This is a genomic window from Paenibacillus sp. NN59, assembly GCF_057597225.1.
Genome location: NZ_CP199678.1, coordinates 5,834,606 through 5,853,147, shown reverse-complemented (window position 1 = coordinate 5,853,147; position 18,542 = coordinate 5,834,606). Strand labels below are relative to the sequence as shown.

Genomic DNA, 18,542 nt, shown 5'->3' with positions numbered 1-18,542 from the left:
CTTCCCAAACGTTTATACTATATAGCAACAAGCAACTTATGGGAGGTTTGGAAGTGGATCAAAAGAAAATGGTTGTGAGCTTGCTCGTCAGTGCCATGTTGATCAGTTCAACGGCAGGTATGGCAATGGCTGCAAATACAACAGCGAAATCATCGGCTACCAGTACCAATAGTAAAGCAACCAAGAAAACGACTACCCCGAAAAAACAGGTCGTACATACACTGGCGAATCTTTCGCCTATTCGGGTGACTGCACGCAGTACTGTAAGATTAACGGATGTGAACATTCTGGCTCAGGATGATGGTAATGTCGTGACGTATACGCTATCGTATCAAAATAATGACAGTAAACCTCTGATGATGATTGATTACTGGAGCAAGGTGAAGACGAATGGAGGCACAGTGTTCTCCCCTAAATTGATCGCGAAGGATCAAGAAAAGAAATCGATATCCCCTGGTTCCACGGTAGAACTGACTTATGTCATGAAAGCGGGACGTGAAGTGAAGATCAGTGATCTGAACTTCCTGATCGTGAAATGGGATTTCAGTCAAGCTAACTATGAGCGAACGCTGGGCAAGTTTAATGTGCCCGCCTCCTATAGCATTACTACACCTGTGGGTAAACCAAAGACGGTTCGCCTGAGCGACTCTGCGGTGAAGGTGAAAGTCTCTGGCATCAAAGTCTATCCAGGTGAAGATAAGAAACAGTATGTGAAAATTGGTGTAAATTTAAACAACATTAGCTACAAATTGCTGGAGAACCCAAATATCAAATGGATTTTGCGTACCCCAGGCGGAGCAAATTACCCATTAACGCCAGATAAAGACAGTGCAACGGTGAGCATTCAGGCACAAGCCAACAAGTCTCTTGGTTTGATGGCCTCTGTTCCTACATCGGTGAAACTGCAAAAGTCTGAGTTGTTACTTGTTGAAGAGCAGGGTGAAGAGAAAAGTGTTCTTCCTGTAGCGGCGATGCAGCTTCCCGAAGCAAGTAAAAGCAATGTCAGTGTGGCAGCAAACCAACCTAATATTGTATCCATTGATGGACAGCCTCTGTCTACTTTGGTAACCTCATCCAGAGTTCGGATTGAAGATGAGGAATATACGTTAAATATGCAGATGGTGCTCAAAAACGAAGGTAAAAAGGCCATAAAAGTGCCAACCTATTCCTTCGAGATCCGTACTGAGGATGGAACGGTTAATCCAATTGAAACAAAAGCGTTGGACAACTTGAAATTGAACCCAGGCGATATCAAAACGATTAAGCTGAGTGGAACATTCCAAGGAGATGGAGACACCAGCAAGATGAAGCTGTATGTGATGAGCCCTAAGGACAAAAATGAGGGTACAGATTCGACAACAACAACGCCAACCAACGGATTGGTTTTCTCTTATCCAGTGGGAGTATATACCTTACCTGAATCCGTATCCAGTGGAGATGCACTGACCACAGAAACAGTGATCAAAAACAATAAAGGCACATTTGGCGTATCAATCGGTTCGTTACAACGTCTGCCGTGGTTGGATAGCGATATTATTGCCGCAAAGGTAACAATCCGCAATGCATCAACCAAAACGGTACAACTTCCTGAACTAGAAGCGATGTTTACGATAGATTCAGCTCAAATCGATGGAGATAAAAAGTTGATTTATACGCAATCCGGCAAACTGTTGGGCGTAGGTATGACGACGGAAGCTTATCTGTTAACAAAAATACCATCGGATCTGCGGATGTCTCGTCTGGAACTCAGCTTGAACGAAAAGGTGAGCGAAGAAGAAACAAATGAATGGATTACACTCAATACATCTGGCTTCATTCAACCGGTATCCTTTGTAGCTAAAGGGAGAACGTACACTTCCGGTACAGGAGATAAAGAAACGGAGATGGGTGCACGGAGAACAATCCGTTATCCTGGGGCATCATCGGATATCGTGTATACCGAATTTGAGATGACCAATAAATCATTGCGTCAGAGTGGCCTTGGTAAGTTGGTTGCTTACTATAAAACAGCAGATGGTCAGTACTATAAAGCTACAGCAAAACAATCCGAACGTCTGCCCGGACCTGGGCAAAAGTCGATTGTAACCTTCTGGGCCAAACTGCCGAAATCTATTACATTCTCTGACCTGAAGCTGGTTGTAGGTGAAGGGGTTGCAGATGGCAAATTTGTAACGGGTGAAGGCGAAGCGACGGCTTACGTCAATGCTCTGGCATTTGAAGTTCCGCCAGTCTCCATCAGTGTACAAGGTTCGCTCAGTAACATTGATCTATATCCGTATAACCTGACTGCAAATAGTGTCCGTGCTTACCTTGCAGGCAGTACATCTGTACAGATCGAGATGAACTACACACTTACCCGTAACGAGGAGACAGATATGGGTGAGAACGAACATAAGTTGATTCTTACGTTCACAGATCAATCAGGTAGAACTTATGAGAAAGAGCTGAGTTTGGGCACAGACATCAAGGTCGGTAAAAACCAAACTCTTACATGGAGCATTGAGGATAGTATTTTCGAGAAGCTCCGTGGCGGTTCATATCGTCTTAGTCTGGATGATCAGTTCCAAGGGCAACGTATCCGTCTGGCTGAGCAAGGTTACGGTTACGATGTGACAAAACTTCCGAAGGAAGAACCAACGGATATAAGATAGATAGCTCACACCAATCTATCATAAAGGTCTATATTACCTATTAAGATTTGTATTTCAATTAAAAAAATAAACAATAAAACCTCGCTTCCCCATACAGGAGAGCGAGGTTTTACTTGTCCCATCTCACCTTTTTCTCTATAGTTAAAGTTAATAGATTACCAGAGGAGGAACAAATTACAGATGAAACCCTATATGAAAGTATCTTTAGCTGCACTGGCGATTGGTGTTGGCGTGTGGGTCGGGGCCGTATATAATGATACAGCCATTGGTGCAGGCACTAGTCAGCCGGGAACGGCAGATGACCCCGTGGTGACGAAGAGTTATGTGGATCAGCAGATTCAGAAGGCGCTGGGAGGCGGTGCAAGCACAAGTCCAGGCGCATCCACTGGCAACAATGGATCGACCGGAACGGGTAGCACGGGTGGGTCGAGCACTGATCCGGGATTACCTCCATTGGCATCGGGTGCAACCGATGCTGTAGAGATTGTAACCGTGAAGCCGGGTCAACAGCTGCTCGGTAAATCTGGCGCGGAGTTTATTGTACGTAGCGGTAAAGCCGTGATTGTCAGTGAGGGTACGAATGGTGTAGCCGATCTGACGGACGGGGTGGACCTGACGAATGGGCAGGCAGCGCCGACCAATCACCTGCTTTCTTTTCCAAGGGACGGACGTGGCATTACGGTTCTGGATGGTAACAAATACAGCCTCACGGTCATGGTACGCGGTGGATATACGTTGAAATAGGTTGTGTAGTTTGGTACGGAATTATTCTCTTTTATTTGCGGTCTATTGCTCAGATTAACCAGTTCTAACAATCATTAATACGGCTAGCCGGGCAAGTTCCTGCTCACTCTATACTTGTAGACAACCAACAACGGAGGTGCAGGAACAATGGCTAGAAGTAATAAGAAGGTCGTACCGGAAAGTCGTCAAATGCTCGATCAGATGAAGTACGAAATTGCTGCCGAGTTTGGTTTGAATGTTGGATATGGTGGTCGTAGCAGTTTAGCTGGTGCAGATACCGAGTTCGGTGGAGAGCTTGGAGCGATAAGTGATCATTCATATGGGCAATATAAAGGCTGGGGACATCTCACATCCCGGGAGAATGGATCGGTCGGTGGAGAGATTACGAAACGTTTGATTCGTCAGGCAGAACAGCACCTCTAGAACTCATACGTAACTGACCCTGAATTGACACCACTTGACAAATACGATAAGATGAAAGTTGAGGTATGCAACCTTTTCCACTAGGGAAAGGTTGATTTTTTGTTAAGGCAATTACCTGAAAAATCCTTGTCTTCGTTATTGCGGATCAGTGTCCTTATTATACTGTAAGCTTCTTCGAGGGTATAGTGAACGAATCGCCGTTATGTTTTGTTCGGGCAATCGCCATACTATAGTTATGGGAGGTTGAAACTTCATGTCTATTAAAGGCCGACATCTATTTACATCAGAGTCTGTAACCGAAGGACATCCGGATAAAATCTGCGATCAGATCTCGGACGCCGTATTGGACGCGTTTCTTGCGAACGATCCAAACGCTCGTGTAGCGTGCGAAGTTTCGGTAGCAACAGGTCTTGTGCTCGTTATTGGTGAGATCAGCTCTGCGTCTGAATATGTGGACATTCCGGCAATCGTACGGAATACAGTAAAAGAAATTGGGTACACTCGTGCCAAGTACGGTTTTGATTATAATACATGTGCGGTACTGACATCACTCAATGAACAGTCCGCTGATATTGCACAAGGTGTTAATGCCGCGCTGGAGCATCGTGATCCAGAGCAAATGGCACGTGAAACAGAGAACATTGGTGCAGGTGACCAAGGTTTGATGTTTGGTTTTGCAACGAACGAAACACCGGAGCTAATGCCGCTACCCATCGCATTGTCTCACCGTATTGCACGCCGTCTGGCGGAAGTGCGTAAGAACGGTACGCTGGATTACCTTCGTCCGGATGGTAAGACACAAGTGACGATCGAATACGACGGTGACAAACCGGTACGTGTGGACACGATCGTTGTATCTACACAGCATGCGGAAGAGACAACACTGGAACAAATCCAGAAAGACATCAAAGAGCAGGTCATCCTGCCTGTTGTCCCAGCAGAGTTGCTGGATGAGCAGACGAAATATTTTATTAACCCTACAGGGCGTTTCGTTATTGGCGGACCTCAAGGGGATGCAGGACTGACTGGACGTAAAATCATTGTTGATACATATGGTGGTTATGCACGTCATGGCGGTGGTGCGTTCTCGGGTAAAGACCCGACAAAAGTAGACCGTTCTGCAGCTTATGCTGCTCGTTATGTAGCGAAGAACCTGGTTGCTGCGGGTCTGGCCGACAAAGTGGAAATTCAACTCGCTTACGCGATTGGTGTAGCGAATCCGGTATCCATTAACGTGGATACATACGGAACAGGCAAAGTTAGCGAAGAGAAGCTGGTGGAACTGGTGCGAGACAATTTCGACCTTCGTCCAGCTGGCATCATTCGTATGCTGGATCTGCGTCGTCCGATCTACAGACAAACGGCTGCTTACGGTCACTTTGGCCGTACAGATCTCGATGTACCTTGGGAACAAGTGGACAAAGCAGAACTCTTGAAAACACAAGCGGGTCTGTAATACGTCAGGCAAATATAAAGCTCTTGGTTCCGTTTAGGAACCAGGGCTTTTTTTGTCATGAGTTCCTGAGAATCTTATTAAATAATAGACTCTTCTAGCCTAGTAATCTTAAAGACAAGTAAGCCCGATAAATTATAAATTAAATGTAATATATATCCAAATAACTAACAGATATTCCTTCTGTGGCCGACATACATATAGAGGTCTGTAAATCAGACATAAGGACTAAGGATTGAGGGGAAAGGATGGGTGTTTGTGAAGAATTGGGCCCGTAAGGGATGGATTACACTATTAATCGTGATGTTAATGACACAGGGTTTGCTAGGCGGCTGGACAGGTGGAAATACAGCTTATGCCGCAGATGACTTGGCTGCGAAGGGAATTAGCGCCACATTACCTTTGTTAAATGCAACACAGGCAGACGGAACACAGCCGCTGAAGATTGAATTTACCAACCCGGTGAGAAAAGTAGCGAATACGCAAGAGCTAATCATTATCCACCGACTTTCGGATAACTCGGTTGTGCGTAGTATCAATGTTGGTGACCCGACTGTAAGTATTACACCTGATAATGTGGCTGTTGATCCAGATCTGGGAAAGGTGGTCACAATTACGCCTAGTCCTGCATTGCCAGGTGGAAGTTTCTATGTCTCTATTGGCAATCGGTCTTTTGTATATGCGGATGGCCAAACTTTTTTTGAAGGACTGAATAAGGAGTGGACATTCCATGTAGCTGCTGTAAATCCGGCCAAACTGCTGAATCGAACACCGCAAACGGCATCTACGGGTGTATCGCCTTCAGCAAATCTCACATTGACCTTTGATCAAGCGATGTCTAGAGGTACCGGGAAACTACAGATTTATCAAGGGAATGAATTGTTTGAAGAGGTGGATGCGAACTCTTCGCAAATTAGTTTTAACAGTTCACAAACCATTGTGACGATTGACCCTGTTCGAAACTGGGCAAATAATAGCACCGTATACATAGCTATACCCGAAGGTTTTTTACGTGATGCGCTTGGCAATGACACGGCTGCGATCCAGCGAATCGACTGGGGATTCAGTGTGATCTCCGATCCATCGGCTATCACAGTGGCTTCTTTGTCTCCAGCAAATGGAGCAACAGGCATAGCTCTTACGACGGAACTAAACGTAACCTTCACCAAAGAATTGGATACCAATTATTCCGCTCAAGCCATCCTGAGAAGTTCAAACGGTGGTACGGTGAACGCAACAACGATTATTAACAGCTCCAACAACCGTCAGCTGCGTATCATTCCGCAATCCAGCCTGACGAGTAACACAACGTATACGGTGGATATTCCGGGTAACGTCTTCCGGGATCGGTCCGGCAATCTGTTTACAGGCCTAACGGGGACAACCTCGTGGACGTTCAGAACCTTGTCTGTTGACACGACACCACCGGTGCTCAAAACAGCAAAAATGTACAGCAATACGATTATTCGTTTGACGTATGATGAATGGTTATCTACGTTTGACCTGTTGCCTTCCAGCTTTGCAGTGACGGTCAATGGAGATAATCGCAGTGTAAGTACGGCGTATGTTTCAGGGGATAGCGTGTATGTTGTGCTGGATACAGGTGTCGCTGTAGGACAAGTTGTGAAAGTAGCTTATACCGTCCCGACGACAACTTCACGTAGAGTTCAGGACTTGTCCCTGAACTCTGCGGTCTCCTTCTCGGCACGAGATGTAGAGAATGGACTGGACTCGATCATGTCCAAACCTCGTGAAGGTGTGGCATATACAAACAGCATCGTTCTCTACTATCCGGAGACGGTATATATTAACTCCAGTGATGCGTATAAACAGTTCAGTGTTACTGCCGATGGCAAAACCATTGGCGTAAGCAGCATCTCAACCAACACTAGCTCACAGGTTACGTTGAACCTTAGTTCTTCAATTAGCAATGGTGAGGTGGTACGAGTATCGTATCAGCCAGGTGACCAGCCTGTAAAAGATAGCCGCGGGCAGCCGCTTGCAGGTTTCAGCGGTTTCTATGTGCGGAACAGTAATGATTCAAAGCCGCCTGTATTCCAGAAGGCTGAAGTTAATGCTAATAAGCTGTGGATGTATTACAATGAGCCGCTAAGCCGGTTAAACAAACCGATGAATAATCAATACTCGGTACTGGCAGACGGCAAAGCGATCTTTGTTAACAATGTAGACATTGATGATGATCTGGTGACACTAACGCTGACAACTCCAGTGACAAGTACGCAAGTGGTGACGTTATCTTATGTACCGGGAACCTCCCGCTTGACGGATATGGCTAACAATCAGGCCGCTTTACTGGATCTTGTACCTGTGACACAGACCTTCGGAAACGGTACAATTCTGTCCGGTATTCTGCAGGGAGATTCGGTCCAGATTAACTTCCGAAACACATTAAAATCAGAAGCTGTACTGACTCCCACGCAATTTAAAGTACAGTCTGGCAATGAAATCATTCCGGTTAGCTCCGCCTCGGTTAATGGGTCTGTTGTGACGGTTAAACTGTCCAAAGCTGCTCAGACGGGACAGGTTGCTACAGTGACGTACACCCCAGGTGGCGTTCAGCTTAGAGATGCTTTGAATACAGAAGTGGCTGCGTTCGGACCATTGACGTTGCAAGAGAAGACAGTGACTACGACGCCAACAGATAATACATCGTTAGGACTCCCAGCGTGGCTGACGGAACGTAATGCAAATAACTCCGGTTTTGCTCAAAGTATGTTAATTCTAAGTACAGATGCAGCAACAGCTAAGATGGCAGCATCTCGTTATAACCGAACAATACAGCAGTACACACTGGACGAAAATAAACTTGAACAGGCGTTCAATTATGCCTCGAACAGCTTTAAGTTGAATCAACCGATCATATTCGAAGTCCCAACGACGAGTGAAGCAGCCTATGTGGGTATTCCATTCCACAAGCTATCCCAACTGGCAGGCAAATATCGTGCAGGTACGATCGGTGTCAAATATAAAGACAATGTATGGATGGTCCCTCTTGCAGACCTGAAGTTTGTAACAATGGGACAAAGTGCGGGAATCACAACGGCTCCAGGGACAGCGACCCTGTACGTACAGATGGAGCCTGTGCCAAGACTTTCAGCAGGTGCCATGGACTTCATGTTATCCAGATCCAACGCACAGAGTCTGGGAGAAGTAACAGAAACCTATGTTACGCTCTTTAATGGAAACACGGGGAAGAGTGTAGAGCAAAATATTAAAAGTGAATATTTAACGAAGGTGCCTGGAAACACATCTACACTGTTAACCACTTTGACAGCGATTGACCCTAACTCACAATCGTTATCGTATATACCGACGGCTTATCGAACCTCGTCGACAGGGATCGTAGCACGTGGTTTGTTGGATGGAAACCGCGTGATTGCACCGATCACCCATCTGGTCAGCTTCCCTAAAGCATCGGACTGGTCTAGGGAAGCATTAACGGAACTCGCTTCCAAATGGATTATCACTTCAGATAATCTGGACAAGTATAATACCAAAACGAATATCACTCGTGCCGAGTTTGCTGAACTTGTTGCAAGAGGTTTGGGACTCAAACCGGATGCATCTGCAACATCATTTACGGACCTTGGCAGAAAACCTGAGACCAATGGATATATTGGTGCTGTAGTGAAGGCAAAGATTATTCAAGGGGTAGGCAATGGGAAGTTCCAGCCAAACAGCCCGGTCACGCGTGAACAAATGGCGATTATGCTCGTCAAAGCAATGGATTTCGTAGGGCAGCCTCAGGCACTTCAGGAAAAGGCAGAGGATACGCTCAAGGTATTTAAGGATAAAGCCAAGATCAAAGCCAAGGATTCGGTAGCCAAAGCCGTGCAAACAGGAATCATCCAAGGGCATCTCGATGAGACCTTCAAGCCTACGGGTAAGGCGACCAGAGAACAAGCGGCGGTTATGTTAAAACGGATGTTGGATCGGATTGGTTATCTGTAAACATATAAAGCTGGATTTAAACCCATTCAATTATGAAGGTTTAAATATTAATATGCAGGATGATTCCCAGGTATGGAGGTTTACTCTATACCTGGGTCTTTTTTTACCAGAAAAGCCCTTAATATTCATGATTAACGTAACTTTTTCTGCAAAAAACAGTCTATTAATAGAAGGGTATGCTAGGGATCACGCTGTGAGACTGTCACTAGGCAGGATCTGTGTGATATCTAAGATTGATATACAAGATGGGAGAGACGTTTCGAACATGCTGGGGAAACATGGGAAACAGCTGGAAGGCGTTAAGTACAATAAGGCAAAGAAATGGGCAATTGTAACACTGGCAGGTGTGATCTGGATTGCGCCTGTGATGAGTGCAGGAGGACAGATGTGGTCAGGGACTTCGTGGCAATCCGTAGCCGCGGCAGCATCGACGAATACGAACAAGCTGGGCGAAGAGATTCTGACTTCGGGTGCGAAGCTCATGAAATACAGATATACGACAACACGTTCAGGTTCGAAGGTAAATGTGCTTGCCGATGTGATCCAGGTAGACTTGCAAAATCCATACGTGAAACTGGATGTAATGACAGGCAAGGGAAATAAATTAAACAGTAAACAAAGCACTGGCGGTATGGCGAAGGAAAACGGCGCGGTCGCTGCGGTGAACGGAGATTATTTTAACGTATCCGGAGAAATGTCACCGATCGGCGGTCAAGTTTCTGACGGTGTATTGGTGTCTACGCCTTCGGAACTGAAGGGCATGTATGCTCTCACGGTAACCAAAGATGGCAAGCCCATGATTGATGAATATTCATTTGACGGCACAGTAAAGGCGCAGGATGGTTCAACATTCGCTCTGCGTGGGATAAATAAGGAGGACTATACGGTTGAAACGGGAGCGGGTACATACAGCCATGTGAACTCCATGTATATTTATACACCTGCATGGACGTCGACCAAACGTCCGAATGATCCTTCCACAACGCCGACGGAGGTACTCGTTCAGAATGGTGTCATCACGCAAATTTCGGATAAAAAGGCATTAAATATGACCGTACCGCCGGACGGGTATATCCTCCGTGCACATGGTACAGCGGCAACATGGGTCATGAGTCACCTGTCTGTTGGACAAACAGTTGGAGCAGATTACAAGTTGGTTGCCAAAACGACAGGACAGTCTGTTGACCCGAATAATCTGGAAATGATGATTGGCGGTCATACAATTCTGGTAAACGGAGGTCAGGCTGCTTCCTTCTCGCGGAATATTGCTTCTTCCGGCATAGGTGGTGTTCGTGCCAGAACCGCGGTAGGATATTCTCAGGATGGGCGGTATGTGTATATTATTGCAGCCGAGAAAAACGGCAACAGCAGCGGCATGTCCTTGACCGAATTACAGTCATTTATGACCAGTATCGGGGTATGGAAAGGCATGAATCTGGATGGCGGCGGATCAACGACAATGGTTACACGTCCACTGGGTGAACAATCCGCAAGTCTCACATTTAATACCGAGTACGGTACCGAGCAACGTCAAGTTGTAAATACACTTGGAGTATTCTCGACGGCACCTGAAGGCAAGTTGAAAGGTTTTGCGGTGAGCGGCAACCAGACGTTGCTCGCAGGTCAGGAAGGAAAGTACTCTGCAAAAGGCTATGACACGTACTACAACCCGATCTCGACAGGCAATATTCCTTTGACCTGGAAATCCAGCAATAACGGCATTGTCAGCGTCAGCAACGGAACGATTAAAGGTGTGAAGCCGGGTACAGCAACGCTGACGGCAACAAGTAGCGGAGCGTCTTCCTCTATCAAAGTAACGGTGCTGGGTGGTAACGAGCTGGCTTCCTTAACTGCCGGATCTGGTCTTGGCTCACTCCAAGCGGGAACTACACTCTCGATTCCAGTGACAGCTACAACAAAGAGCGGACAAAGCGTGACGGTACCAGCCGATTCCCTGACATGGGAATTCATTGGATTTAAAGGAAAAGTGGCAGGTGACCAGTTGACGGTATCGTCTGTGAATGATGGAGCACAGGTTGGTTATGCAATCGGCCGATATGATGGTTACAGCACGGTTGTTGTACTCTCTGCAGCAGCGAGCGAAACGATCTGGGAAAATTTCGAAAACGCGAACTATCCGATTAACTTCACAACAAATGTAGCAGGGGTGACAGGCTCGGCCGCAGTCGTGGTAGGAACCGGTGAGAAGGCAGGCTCAAAGGTACTGCAACTCAGTTACGATATGACGGGCGGAACCGGTAAAATGTATGCTTATGCTCAGCTGAACGGTTCAACAGGCAGAGACGTATCAGCAGCCGCAACGTCCATGTCGATGGATGTGATGGGTGACAAGAGTCTGAACTGGCTACGTGCAGAATTTACGGATGCTAAAGGCAAAACGGTATATGCCGATCTGGCTAAAGTCATCGACTGGAATGGATGGAAGAAGGTTAATGTTGACCTGAATGGACTGAACATCGCTTATCCGGCGAAACTGAAACGTGTGTATGTCGTGAATGTAGAAGATGGACAGGATGAGCGTGCAATGACGGGAACGATTGCGTTCGACAACATTGCGTTCACCATGCCTTCCAAATCCAGCGAAGTTGGATTGCCTACAGGTACAGCTTCACTGGTACTTGGACAGAAGTCTATGACAGTAAACGGGACAAAAAAGACCATTGATGCAACACCGGTTCTTAAGAATGGAACTACGTATGTACCGATCAAACATGTACTGGATGCCTTTGGCGGACAGGCGAACTGGGACAGTAAAAATCAGCGGATTACAGTAATCCGCGGCAGCAAACTGATCGATCTGGTGGTAGGTCAGAAAGAATTTGTTCTCAATGGCAAAAGACAGAGCGCAACGGTTGCACCTTACGTAAGTGGGGGTAGGACTTTAGTCCCTATCAGACTCGTTTCCGAGCAACTTGGGTTGACTGTAAAATGGGAACAGAACACGAAGACCGTTACCATCTCATCGTGATATGGTATGATATATACCGGAAACGATAGAAATGGAGTCGAACAAACGTGGATTTACAAGCCGATGCCATAGACCGCGTCATAAAAAACGCCATACAAGTCATGGAAAACAGCAAATATCAAATGTTTGAAATCATGGACTCCACTCGTGATGAGCTGAAGACGCTCAATGAAGAGTTGAAGTCGGTGCTGAAGGAAACGGCGGAAACGATCGAGAAAGTAGATCAATTGGAGCTGAATTACCGCCGTTCCCGGATCCGGCTTACAGAGGTGAGCCGCGACTTTGTCCGCTATTCGGAGCATGATATCAAGCAGGCGTATGAAAAAGCGACACAGCTACAGCTGGATCTGATGATTTATCGTGAGAAGGAAATGTATCTAAAGGCCCGTCGGGATGATCTGCAGAAGCGTGCCAAAAATGTGGAGGCTTCTGTAGAGCGTGCCGAGACGATTGGTTCGCAGATGGGCGTTGTGCTAGAATACTTGTCAGGAGAGCTGGGTCAGGTGACCCGGATTATCGAGTCTGCCAAGAATCGACAAATGATTGGTTTGAAAATAATTTTGGCCCAGGAGGAAGAGCGGAAACGTATTGCCCGCGAGATTCATGACGGGCCTGCGCAGATGCTTGCTAATCTAGTGCTTAGGACGGAAATTGTAGAAAGAATGCTCATGAAGCAGGATTTTAAGATGGTTCAGGCCGAAATAGTAGATTTGAAAGGCCAGGTTCGTTCAAGTCTTGAAGAAATGAGAAAAGTTATATTCAATCTGCGTCCTATGGCACTGGATGATCTGGGATTGATTCCAACGCTTCGAAAGTATGTGCAGGATTTTGAAGTAAAAACAAAAATTCGGTCGCTTTTTGAAACAAGAGGCAAGGAACATCGTCTCTCATCTGCAATGGAGGCTGCAATCTATCGTCTCGTGCAGGAAGGTCTGTCTAATGCTGCCAAGCATGCTTATCCCACATATGTTGTCGTAGAAATTACATACCAGGCTCAGCTCGTCAAAATTGTCGTTCAGGACAATGGGCTTGGGTTCAAACCGGAGCTTCTTGCCAAGAAAAGCAAGGATCACAACCACTTCGGTCTGATCGGGATGAGAGAACGGGTTGAACTGTTAGAAGGAAGAATAGAGATTGAATCCGCAGAGAACCAGGGAACCAAAATAGTCATTCATATCCCGACAAACGTGGATAAGGGAAAGGAGTAGCAGGATGGAAAACCGTGATACTGGAAAAACATCAATTAAAGTTCTCTTGGCTGATGATCATCAGCTGTTCCGAGAGGGCTTGAAACGCATTTTAAATATGGAGGACGACATTGAGGTCATCGGGGAATGTGGCGATGGTATTCAAGTGCTCGAATTCTGTAATCAGGATAAACCCGATATCGTTCTGATGGACATTAACATGCCTGTAGAGAACGGCGTCGAAGCCACTGAGAAACTGCGCGAGCTGTTCCCGGATGTAAAAGTTATTATTCTGTCCATTCATGATGATGAAAGTTATGTATTCGAAACACTCCGTAAGGGAGCCAACGGATATTTGCTGAAGGATATGGAAGCAGAGTCGCTGATCAACGCGATTCGTTCCGTTCATGAAGGTCATGCATTTATTCATCCTAAAGTAACGGGCAAACTGATTATGCAACTTCGTCGTATGACGTATCTTAACGAAACAGGTGCGATGAGCGAAGGCGCTTCGAAGGAAGCAGGCGTTAAATTTGTTGCTGGAGACAATAACCCGCTGACACGTCGTGAAGCTGAGGTATTGCGTTTAATGGCTGAGGGTAAGAGCAACAAGATGATTGGTGAATTTTTGTTCATCAGTGAAAAAACAGTGAAAAACCATGTCAGCAGCATTCTGCAGAAGATGGAAGTGGACGACCGTACACAGGCCGTTATTAACTCCATCAAATATGGCTGGGTTACACTCTAATTCTAATAATTGTTATACAGGTATCTACTCGCGCCCTATCCAGTACGGATTGGTTTGCGGGTTGATGGACTTTATCACTGTACATGAACACAGTGTAAGGGTGTCCTGAACATTGGTTCAGGCGAGCGCCGACTGGTTGTTTGGCTGTAACCCTTCGGAATACGCTGCATATACTGCGGTATACAGGGATGTTCGCCATGGGTGAACATGACCTTCCGAGGAGGTGCAGTTGCCATGGTTGCTCATCTGACTATGATTCTGCTCATATACTTCCTGGCGGCAATGGCCGTTCATCTTATGCACCAGCGCCATACTTCCCGCCCGGAGTCCGAAGGCTTCGAGCAGATTTTGCTCATTCCTTCCAATCAGGTAGGACGGATTGAAGGCATTATTCGATCACTTTGTCTGGAATTATTATATCGTGGCAAGAGCTTTACATTAACGGTGGTCGCCGAGCAACAAGAGGCAGAGACGATAACCATTATTGAGAAGATGATGCAAAGGCAAGGCATGGAGTTGTCTTATCTGCCTGCTGTGCCAGCAGAACTTGAACATACCGGGCAGAGGAATGGTGACTATCGCCTCATTGATCTGCGTAGGTCCAATGATGAAGCTGGGTGCAGATAATCCTCACATTTTACACGTTTGCAGACGTTGATATGCCGATTCGATATGAGAAAGATTACAGCTTGAGGCTGTAATCTTTTTTTTGTAATTGTAGCCAAGTCTGCCTTTAAATTGAATATGGGTTTTATTGCAATCTATGGTTAAAGACTGGATTTACCACTTCAAATGATGCTGAAGAAGCATTTTGAAGTCAGAAGTCTTAACTTAGAAGTATAGACTGATAAAATTGGAAAAAGTTGCGCATATACAAAGGGAAAATTCCAAATTTTTAAATGAGTTAATACGTGACGTTAAGGTTGTCTTGACGGACAGAATGCAAAATCATATACTTGATTTTATATGGAAATTGAGGAAGAACAGAGTCGAATTAAGTAGCTGAAGGAATGGGATACGGTGAGGTTGAAATTCGAAATGCTTTAGAATATGGTCATCGTATGAATAATTATAATCACTGTGATATGCAAAATGGACATGAAGCACATGCTCCGGCGAAGACGTCGGTCAGCATGTGCTTTTTTTTGTTTTTCGGATACGAACAGGGGAGGGAAGACGCGATGCAGGTTGGGGTTTACGTGTACCGGGCGGAGGAAGAGTGGGATATGGTCATGTCTCTCGACATTCAGGTGGATGTCATGTGGTGGCTTGAGGGCATGAGTGGACGGCATGTGCAACAATGGCTGGTGTTAAGCATGCATTTTCCGTTAAGTCAGGCATCGTGGCTGGTAGATCAATTCGTACCCGAGCGTAGCATGGATATGTGGCGTATGGAGGCGTGGCAAAGCTACTTGAATACCAAGCTGGACTTGTATGAGCATCTCTCGGGTGAAATAGAGGCAAGGAGAGTGTTGGTCGAACAGGCGGAAGCGGTAAGATGGAGGAATGGAAGTAGATTGGACAGAGGGGAGAACGATAAAAGGGAAAAAGGAATTGGTGGGGATGGAGGGAAAGGGACTGCAGCTATGCGTGCAGTTAGGGTTGGTGGGATGCCGAAGCCATATCCCGCCGAGTATTGGGCTCAGCTGGAGCAGTGCGCAGCTCTGCTGGCTGAGCGGATGAGCGGCCGCCAATTACTGGCGGCCGAGGCCGAGGCGCTGCTGGCGGCGGAGCCCGCCATGCCGCCAGGGGGCTGGCGCGCGGCTGCGCAGCTCGCGCGCTTGCATGGGCGGCTGCAGCTCACAGCCGCCCTCGAAGGGCCTGCCACGCGCCGCAGGCTCGCGTGGCTCGGCCGCGCGCGAAGCGCGCCCCGCTGCCACCGCTGTGGCAGCGAAGCCCGGCAGCGCGTGCCCTGCGCTGCCTGCGGCTTGGCGGCGTGCGCCTACTGCGAGGCATGCCTCGCGCTAGGGCGCAGCCGTGCTTGTGCGCTGCTGCTACGCAGTGCAGCGCAAGGGGCCGTGCCCGCACGCGGCAAAGCATCGCGTGGCACGGCCCTGGCCCCCACCGGCGGCGGACTCGCCCGGTGGGGGCTAAGCGCAGCGCAGAGCGCGGCAGCAGCCGCGGCGCTCGCGTTTTTGGCCCGGCCGCCCGCAGGGGATGGGCCGGGGCGGTTCTTGCTCTGGGCCGTGACCGGGGCCGGCAAGACCGAAATGATTTTCCCACTAATCCAGTACACCCTGGATCATGGGGGACGAGCGTTGGTCGCTACACCGCGCAGGGATGTTGTACTGGAGCTGGCTCCGCGCCTTGCCAAAGCATTCCCGGACACCTCGCTCGCAACGCTCTATAGCGGAAGTTCGGAGCGCTGGAAAGACGCGCAGCTTACTCTGGCCACCACACACCAGCTTATGCGTTTTTACCAAGGTTTTGATCTGGTGATCATCGACGAACTTGATGCATTTCCTTATCATAACGATCCCATGCTGGCCCACGCTGCTACATCTTGCTGTAAACCGGAGGGGCATTTTATTTATTTGTCCGCTACGCCGCCAACCCGTTTGCAACGTGAGGTCGCTTTGGGCAAACTTGCTCATGCCAAAGTGCCTGTCCGCTTCCATCGACATCCGCTACCTGTACCGAAGCTGATCAACATGTCTACTGTGGCACAATGCATCAAACGCAAACAACTTCCAGCTACCATCGTGAGTAGCATTCGTACTTCCTTACAACGTGATGCTCAGGTGTTTGTTTTTGTAACGCGTATCGCCCAGATTGAGGCCTTTGTGCACCTGATGCGCCGGACTTTTCCTGCGATCTCGATTGAAGGCACTTCATCGCAGGATGCGGAGCGGGCCGCCAAAGTCATTGCATTTCGTGAACGCTCCATCCGTCTGCTCGTGACAACCACCATCTTGGAGCGAGGCGTGACGATCCCGCGTAGCGATGTGTTTATTCTGGATGCAGACAACGGACTTTTTGACGAGGCCTCGCTCGTACAGATGGCAGGCCGGGCAGGGCGCTCCTTGGATGATCCGGCAGGTCGTGTCGTATTTGCTGCATCCCGCCGTACTCGTTCCCAAGTGAAAGCTGTATCCCAGATTCGCAAAATGAACGCGATTGCCCGTCGCAAAGGTTATCTCCGTACACCAGCTCCAAGATCATAGTCATCATTACATCAACATACACAACTGAACTTGAATAGGCTCACTACAGACTAATCGTTTATGCGAACCATTATTTACGCCAGTATCCACCTTCAAAACAAAACCATTCTATCGCTACACAAGCACTAGTGGTCTTCACACATACTAACCGAACGTGTATTACATACTTTATGCTCGCTACGTCGTCTCGTTATATCGTTAAGAAAGGAGAAGCACCTCATGTTCAGTTATATTTCTCATATTTTCGAGCATGTTCAGCGTTTAACCGGACAACTCCATAAGCTGCTTGGCCCGCCGGGTTCACCATGTTTGACTTGTGGAACCCGTGCGGTGTTGTCCTCACGTTATTCCGGGATATGCCCGCGTTGTGTACAGCAGATTCCATGGATTCGTTCGATCCGTTGCCAGCGCTGTGGGCGTGGTGTAGGATGCCCTGACTGTGTGCGCCCGCATATGCAGAATCGCTCTTTCTTCTGCAATCGTAGCGCCGTCCAGTATAACGATCTAATGAAAGATTGGATAAGCATGTACAAATTTCGAGGCTATGAGCGCTACGCCCCGCTACTAACTGCTATGTTAACTCAAGCTTTTCAAGCGATGAGTGAAGAACTGACTCTTATATGTGAAAAAGAAACCGGGAAGCCGCTATGGCGACCGGATGCGGTCACGTATGTGCCCGTGAGCGACGAGCGTCTGGCCGAACGCGGCTTTAATCAGGCGGAGCGGCTGGCAACAGAGCTTGCCATCACCGCTGGTTTGCCCTGTGTTGATCTGTTGCAACGCCAGATCAACACAGGGAAACAAAGCTTCAAGTCTCGCGCCGAGCGATTCGAGACGATGAAACATGCCTTTTCTATCAAGCTTGATGAATTTGATTTCAGCCTGCTCAAGAATTACAGCAAGCCGTTTAAATTACTTTTAATTGATGACATCTACACGACCGGAAGTACGTTAGACGCTTGTGGGCATGTCATTTTACATGCCGCAAGTAAAGCCGGCGTGACGGTGGAGATTTATACACTCACACTAGCACGGTCTTGAGGTTTTGTTGTTATTTCCCCCTAAATAGTTAGGGGAAACTGTGAAGTAGATATCAGAAGCTAAGATAACCTTGTAAAATATGGGGTCCAACTTTAAAAAAAAATTTCATATTCACGCAATCTAAACCATTGTATATTTGTAAATATGCTATGGACTTCATATGAGAAAAT

11 protein-coding genes are annotated in these 18,542 nt (G+C 47.4%); all 11 read left to right on the top strand.

The window, feature by feature from the left end:
* Positions 1-53 precede the first annotated feature (53 nt).
* The 11 genes from ACT89M_RS25565 (at position 54) to ACT89M_RS25515 (ending at position 18,372) form a co-directional block, all read left to right on the top strand.
* Positions 54-2,651, top strand: coding sequence for a hypothetical protein (locus ACT89M_RS25565; RefSeq protein ID WP_308722731.1), 2,598 nt, complete (start codon positions 54-56; stop codon positions 2,649-2,651).
* A 180-nt stretch (positions 2,652-2,831) separates the two neighbouring features.
* Positions 2,832-3,395 (top strand): hypothetical protein, encoded by a 564-nt coding sequence (locus ACT89M_RS25560; RefSeq protein WP_308722732.1) that lies wholly within the window; start codon positions 2,832-2,834, stop codon positions 3,393-3,395.
* Between the two features lie 147 nt (positions 3,396-3,542).
* Positions 3,543-3,818 (top strand): alpha/beta-type small acid-soluble spore protein, encoded by a 276-nt coding sequence (locus ACT89M_RS25555; RefSeq protein ID WP_090922916.1) that lies wholly within the window; start codon positions 3,543-3,545, stop codon positions 3,816-3,818.
* A 253-nt stretch (positions 3,819-4,071) separates the two neighbouring features.
* Positions 4,072-5,274 carry a methionine adenosyltransferase gene (gene metK / locus ACT89M_RS25550; protein WP_090922918.1) on the top strand — a complete coding sequence of 401 codons (1,203 nt, stop codon included), beginning with the start codon at positions 4,072-4,074 and terminating at the stop codon, positions 5,272-5,274.
* Between the two features lie 255 nt (positions 5,275-5,529).
* Positions 5,530-9,243, top strand: a complete 3,714-nt coding sequence (locus ACT89M_RS25545) for a SwmB domain-containing protein (protein WP_487344884.1) — start codon at positions 5,530-5,532, stop codon at positions 9,241-9,243.
* A gap of 265 nt (positions 9,244-9,508) precedes the next feature.
* Positions 9,509-12,232, top strand: a complete 2,724-nt coding sequence (locus tag ACT89M_RS25540) for a stalk domain-containing protein (protein ID WP_487344883.1) — start codon at positions 9,509-9,511, stop codon at positions 12,230-12,232.
* A gap of 47 nt (positions 12,233-12,279) precedes the next feature.
* Positions 12,280-13,440 (top strand): sensor histidine kinase, encoded by a 1,161-nt coding sequence (locus tag ACT89M_RS25535; RefSeq protein ID WP_090922925.1) that lies wholly within the window; start codon positions 12,280-12,282, stop codon positions 13,438-13,440.
* Between the two features lie 4 nt (positions 13,441-13,444).
* Complete coding sequence (locus ACT89M_RS25530; protein WP_063567747.1) at positions 13,445-14,167, top strand: response regulator transcription factor; 723 nt, start codon at positions 13,445-13,447, stop codon at positions 14,165-14,167.
* A gap of 234 nt (positions 14,168-14,401) precedes the next feature.
* A complete protein-coding gene (locus ACT89M_RS25525) occupies positions 14,402-14,794 on the top strand; it encodes a hypothetical protein (RefSeq protein ID WP_090922927.1) in 393 nt (130 codons plus the stop codon).
* A gap of 632 nt (positions 14,795-15,426) precedes the next feature.
* Entirely contained in the window at positions 15,427-17,331 is a 1,905-nt protein-coding gene (locus ACT89M_RS25520; RefSeq protein WP_487345324.1) for a helicase-related protein, read from the top strand.
* 309 nt (positions 17,332-17,640) lie between these two features.
* On the top strand, positions 17,641-18,372 hold the full coding sequence (locus ACT89M_RS25515) for a ComFC family protein (RefSeq protein ID WP_308722737.1): 732 nt from the start codon (positions 17,641-17,643) through the stop codon (positions 18,370-18,372).
* The last annotated feature ends 170 nt before the right edge of the window (positions 18,373-18,542 follow it).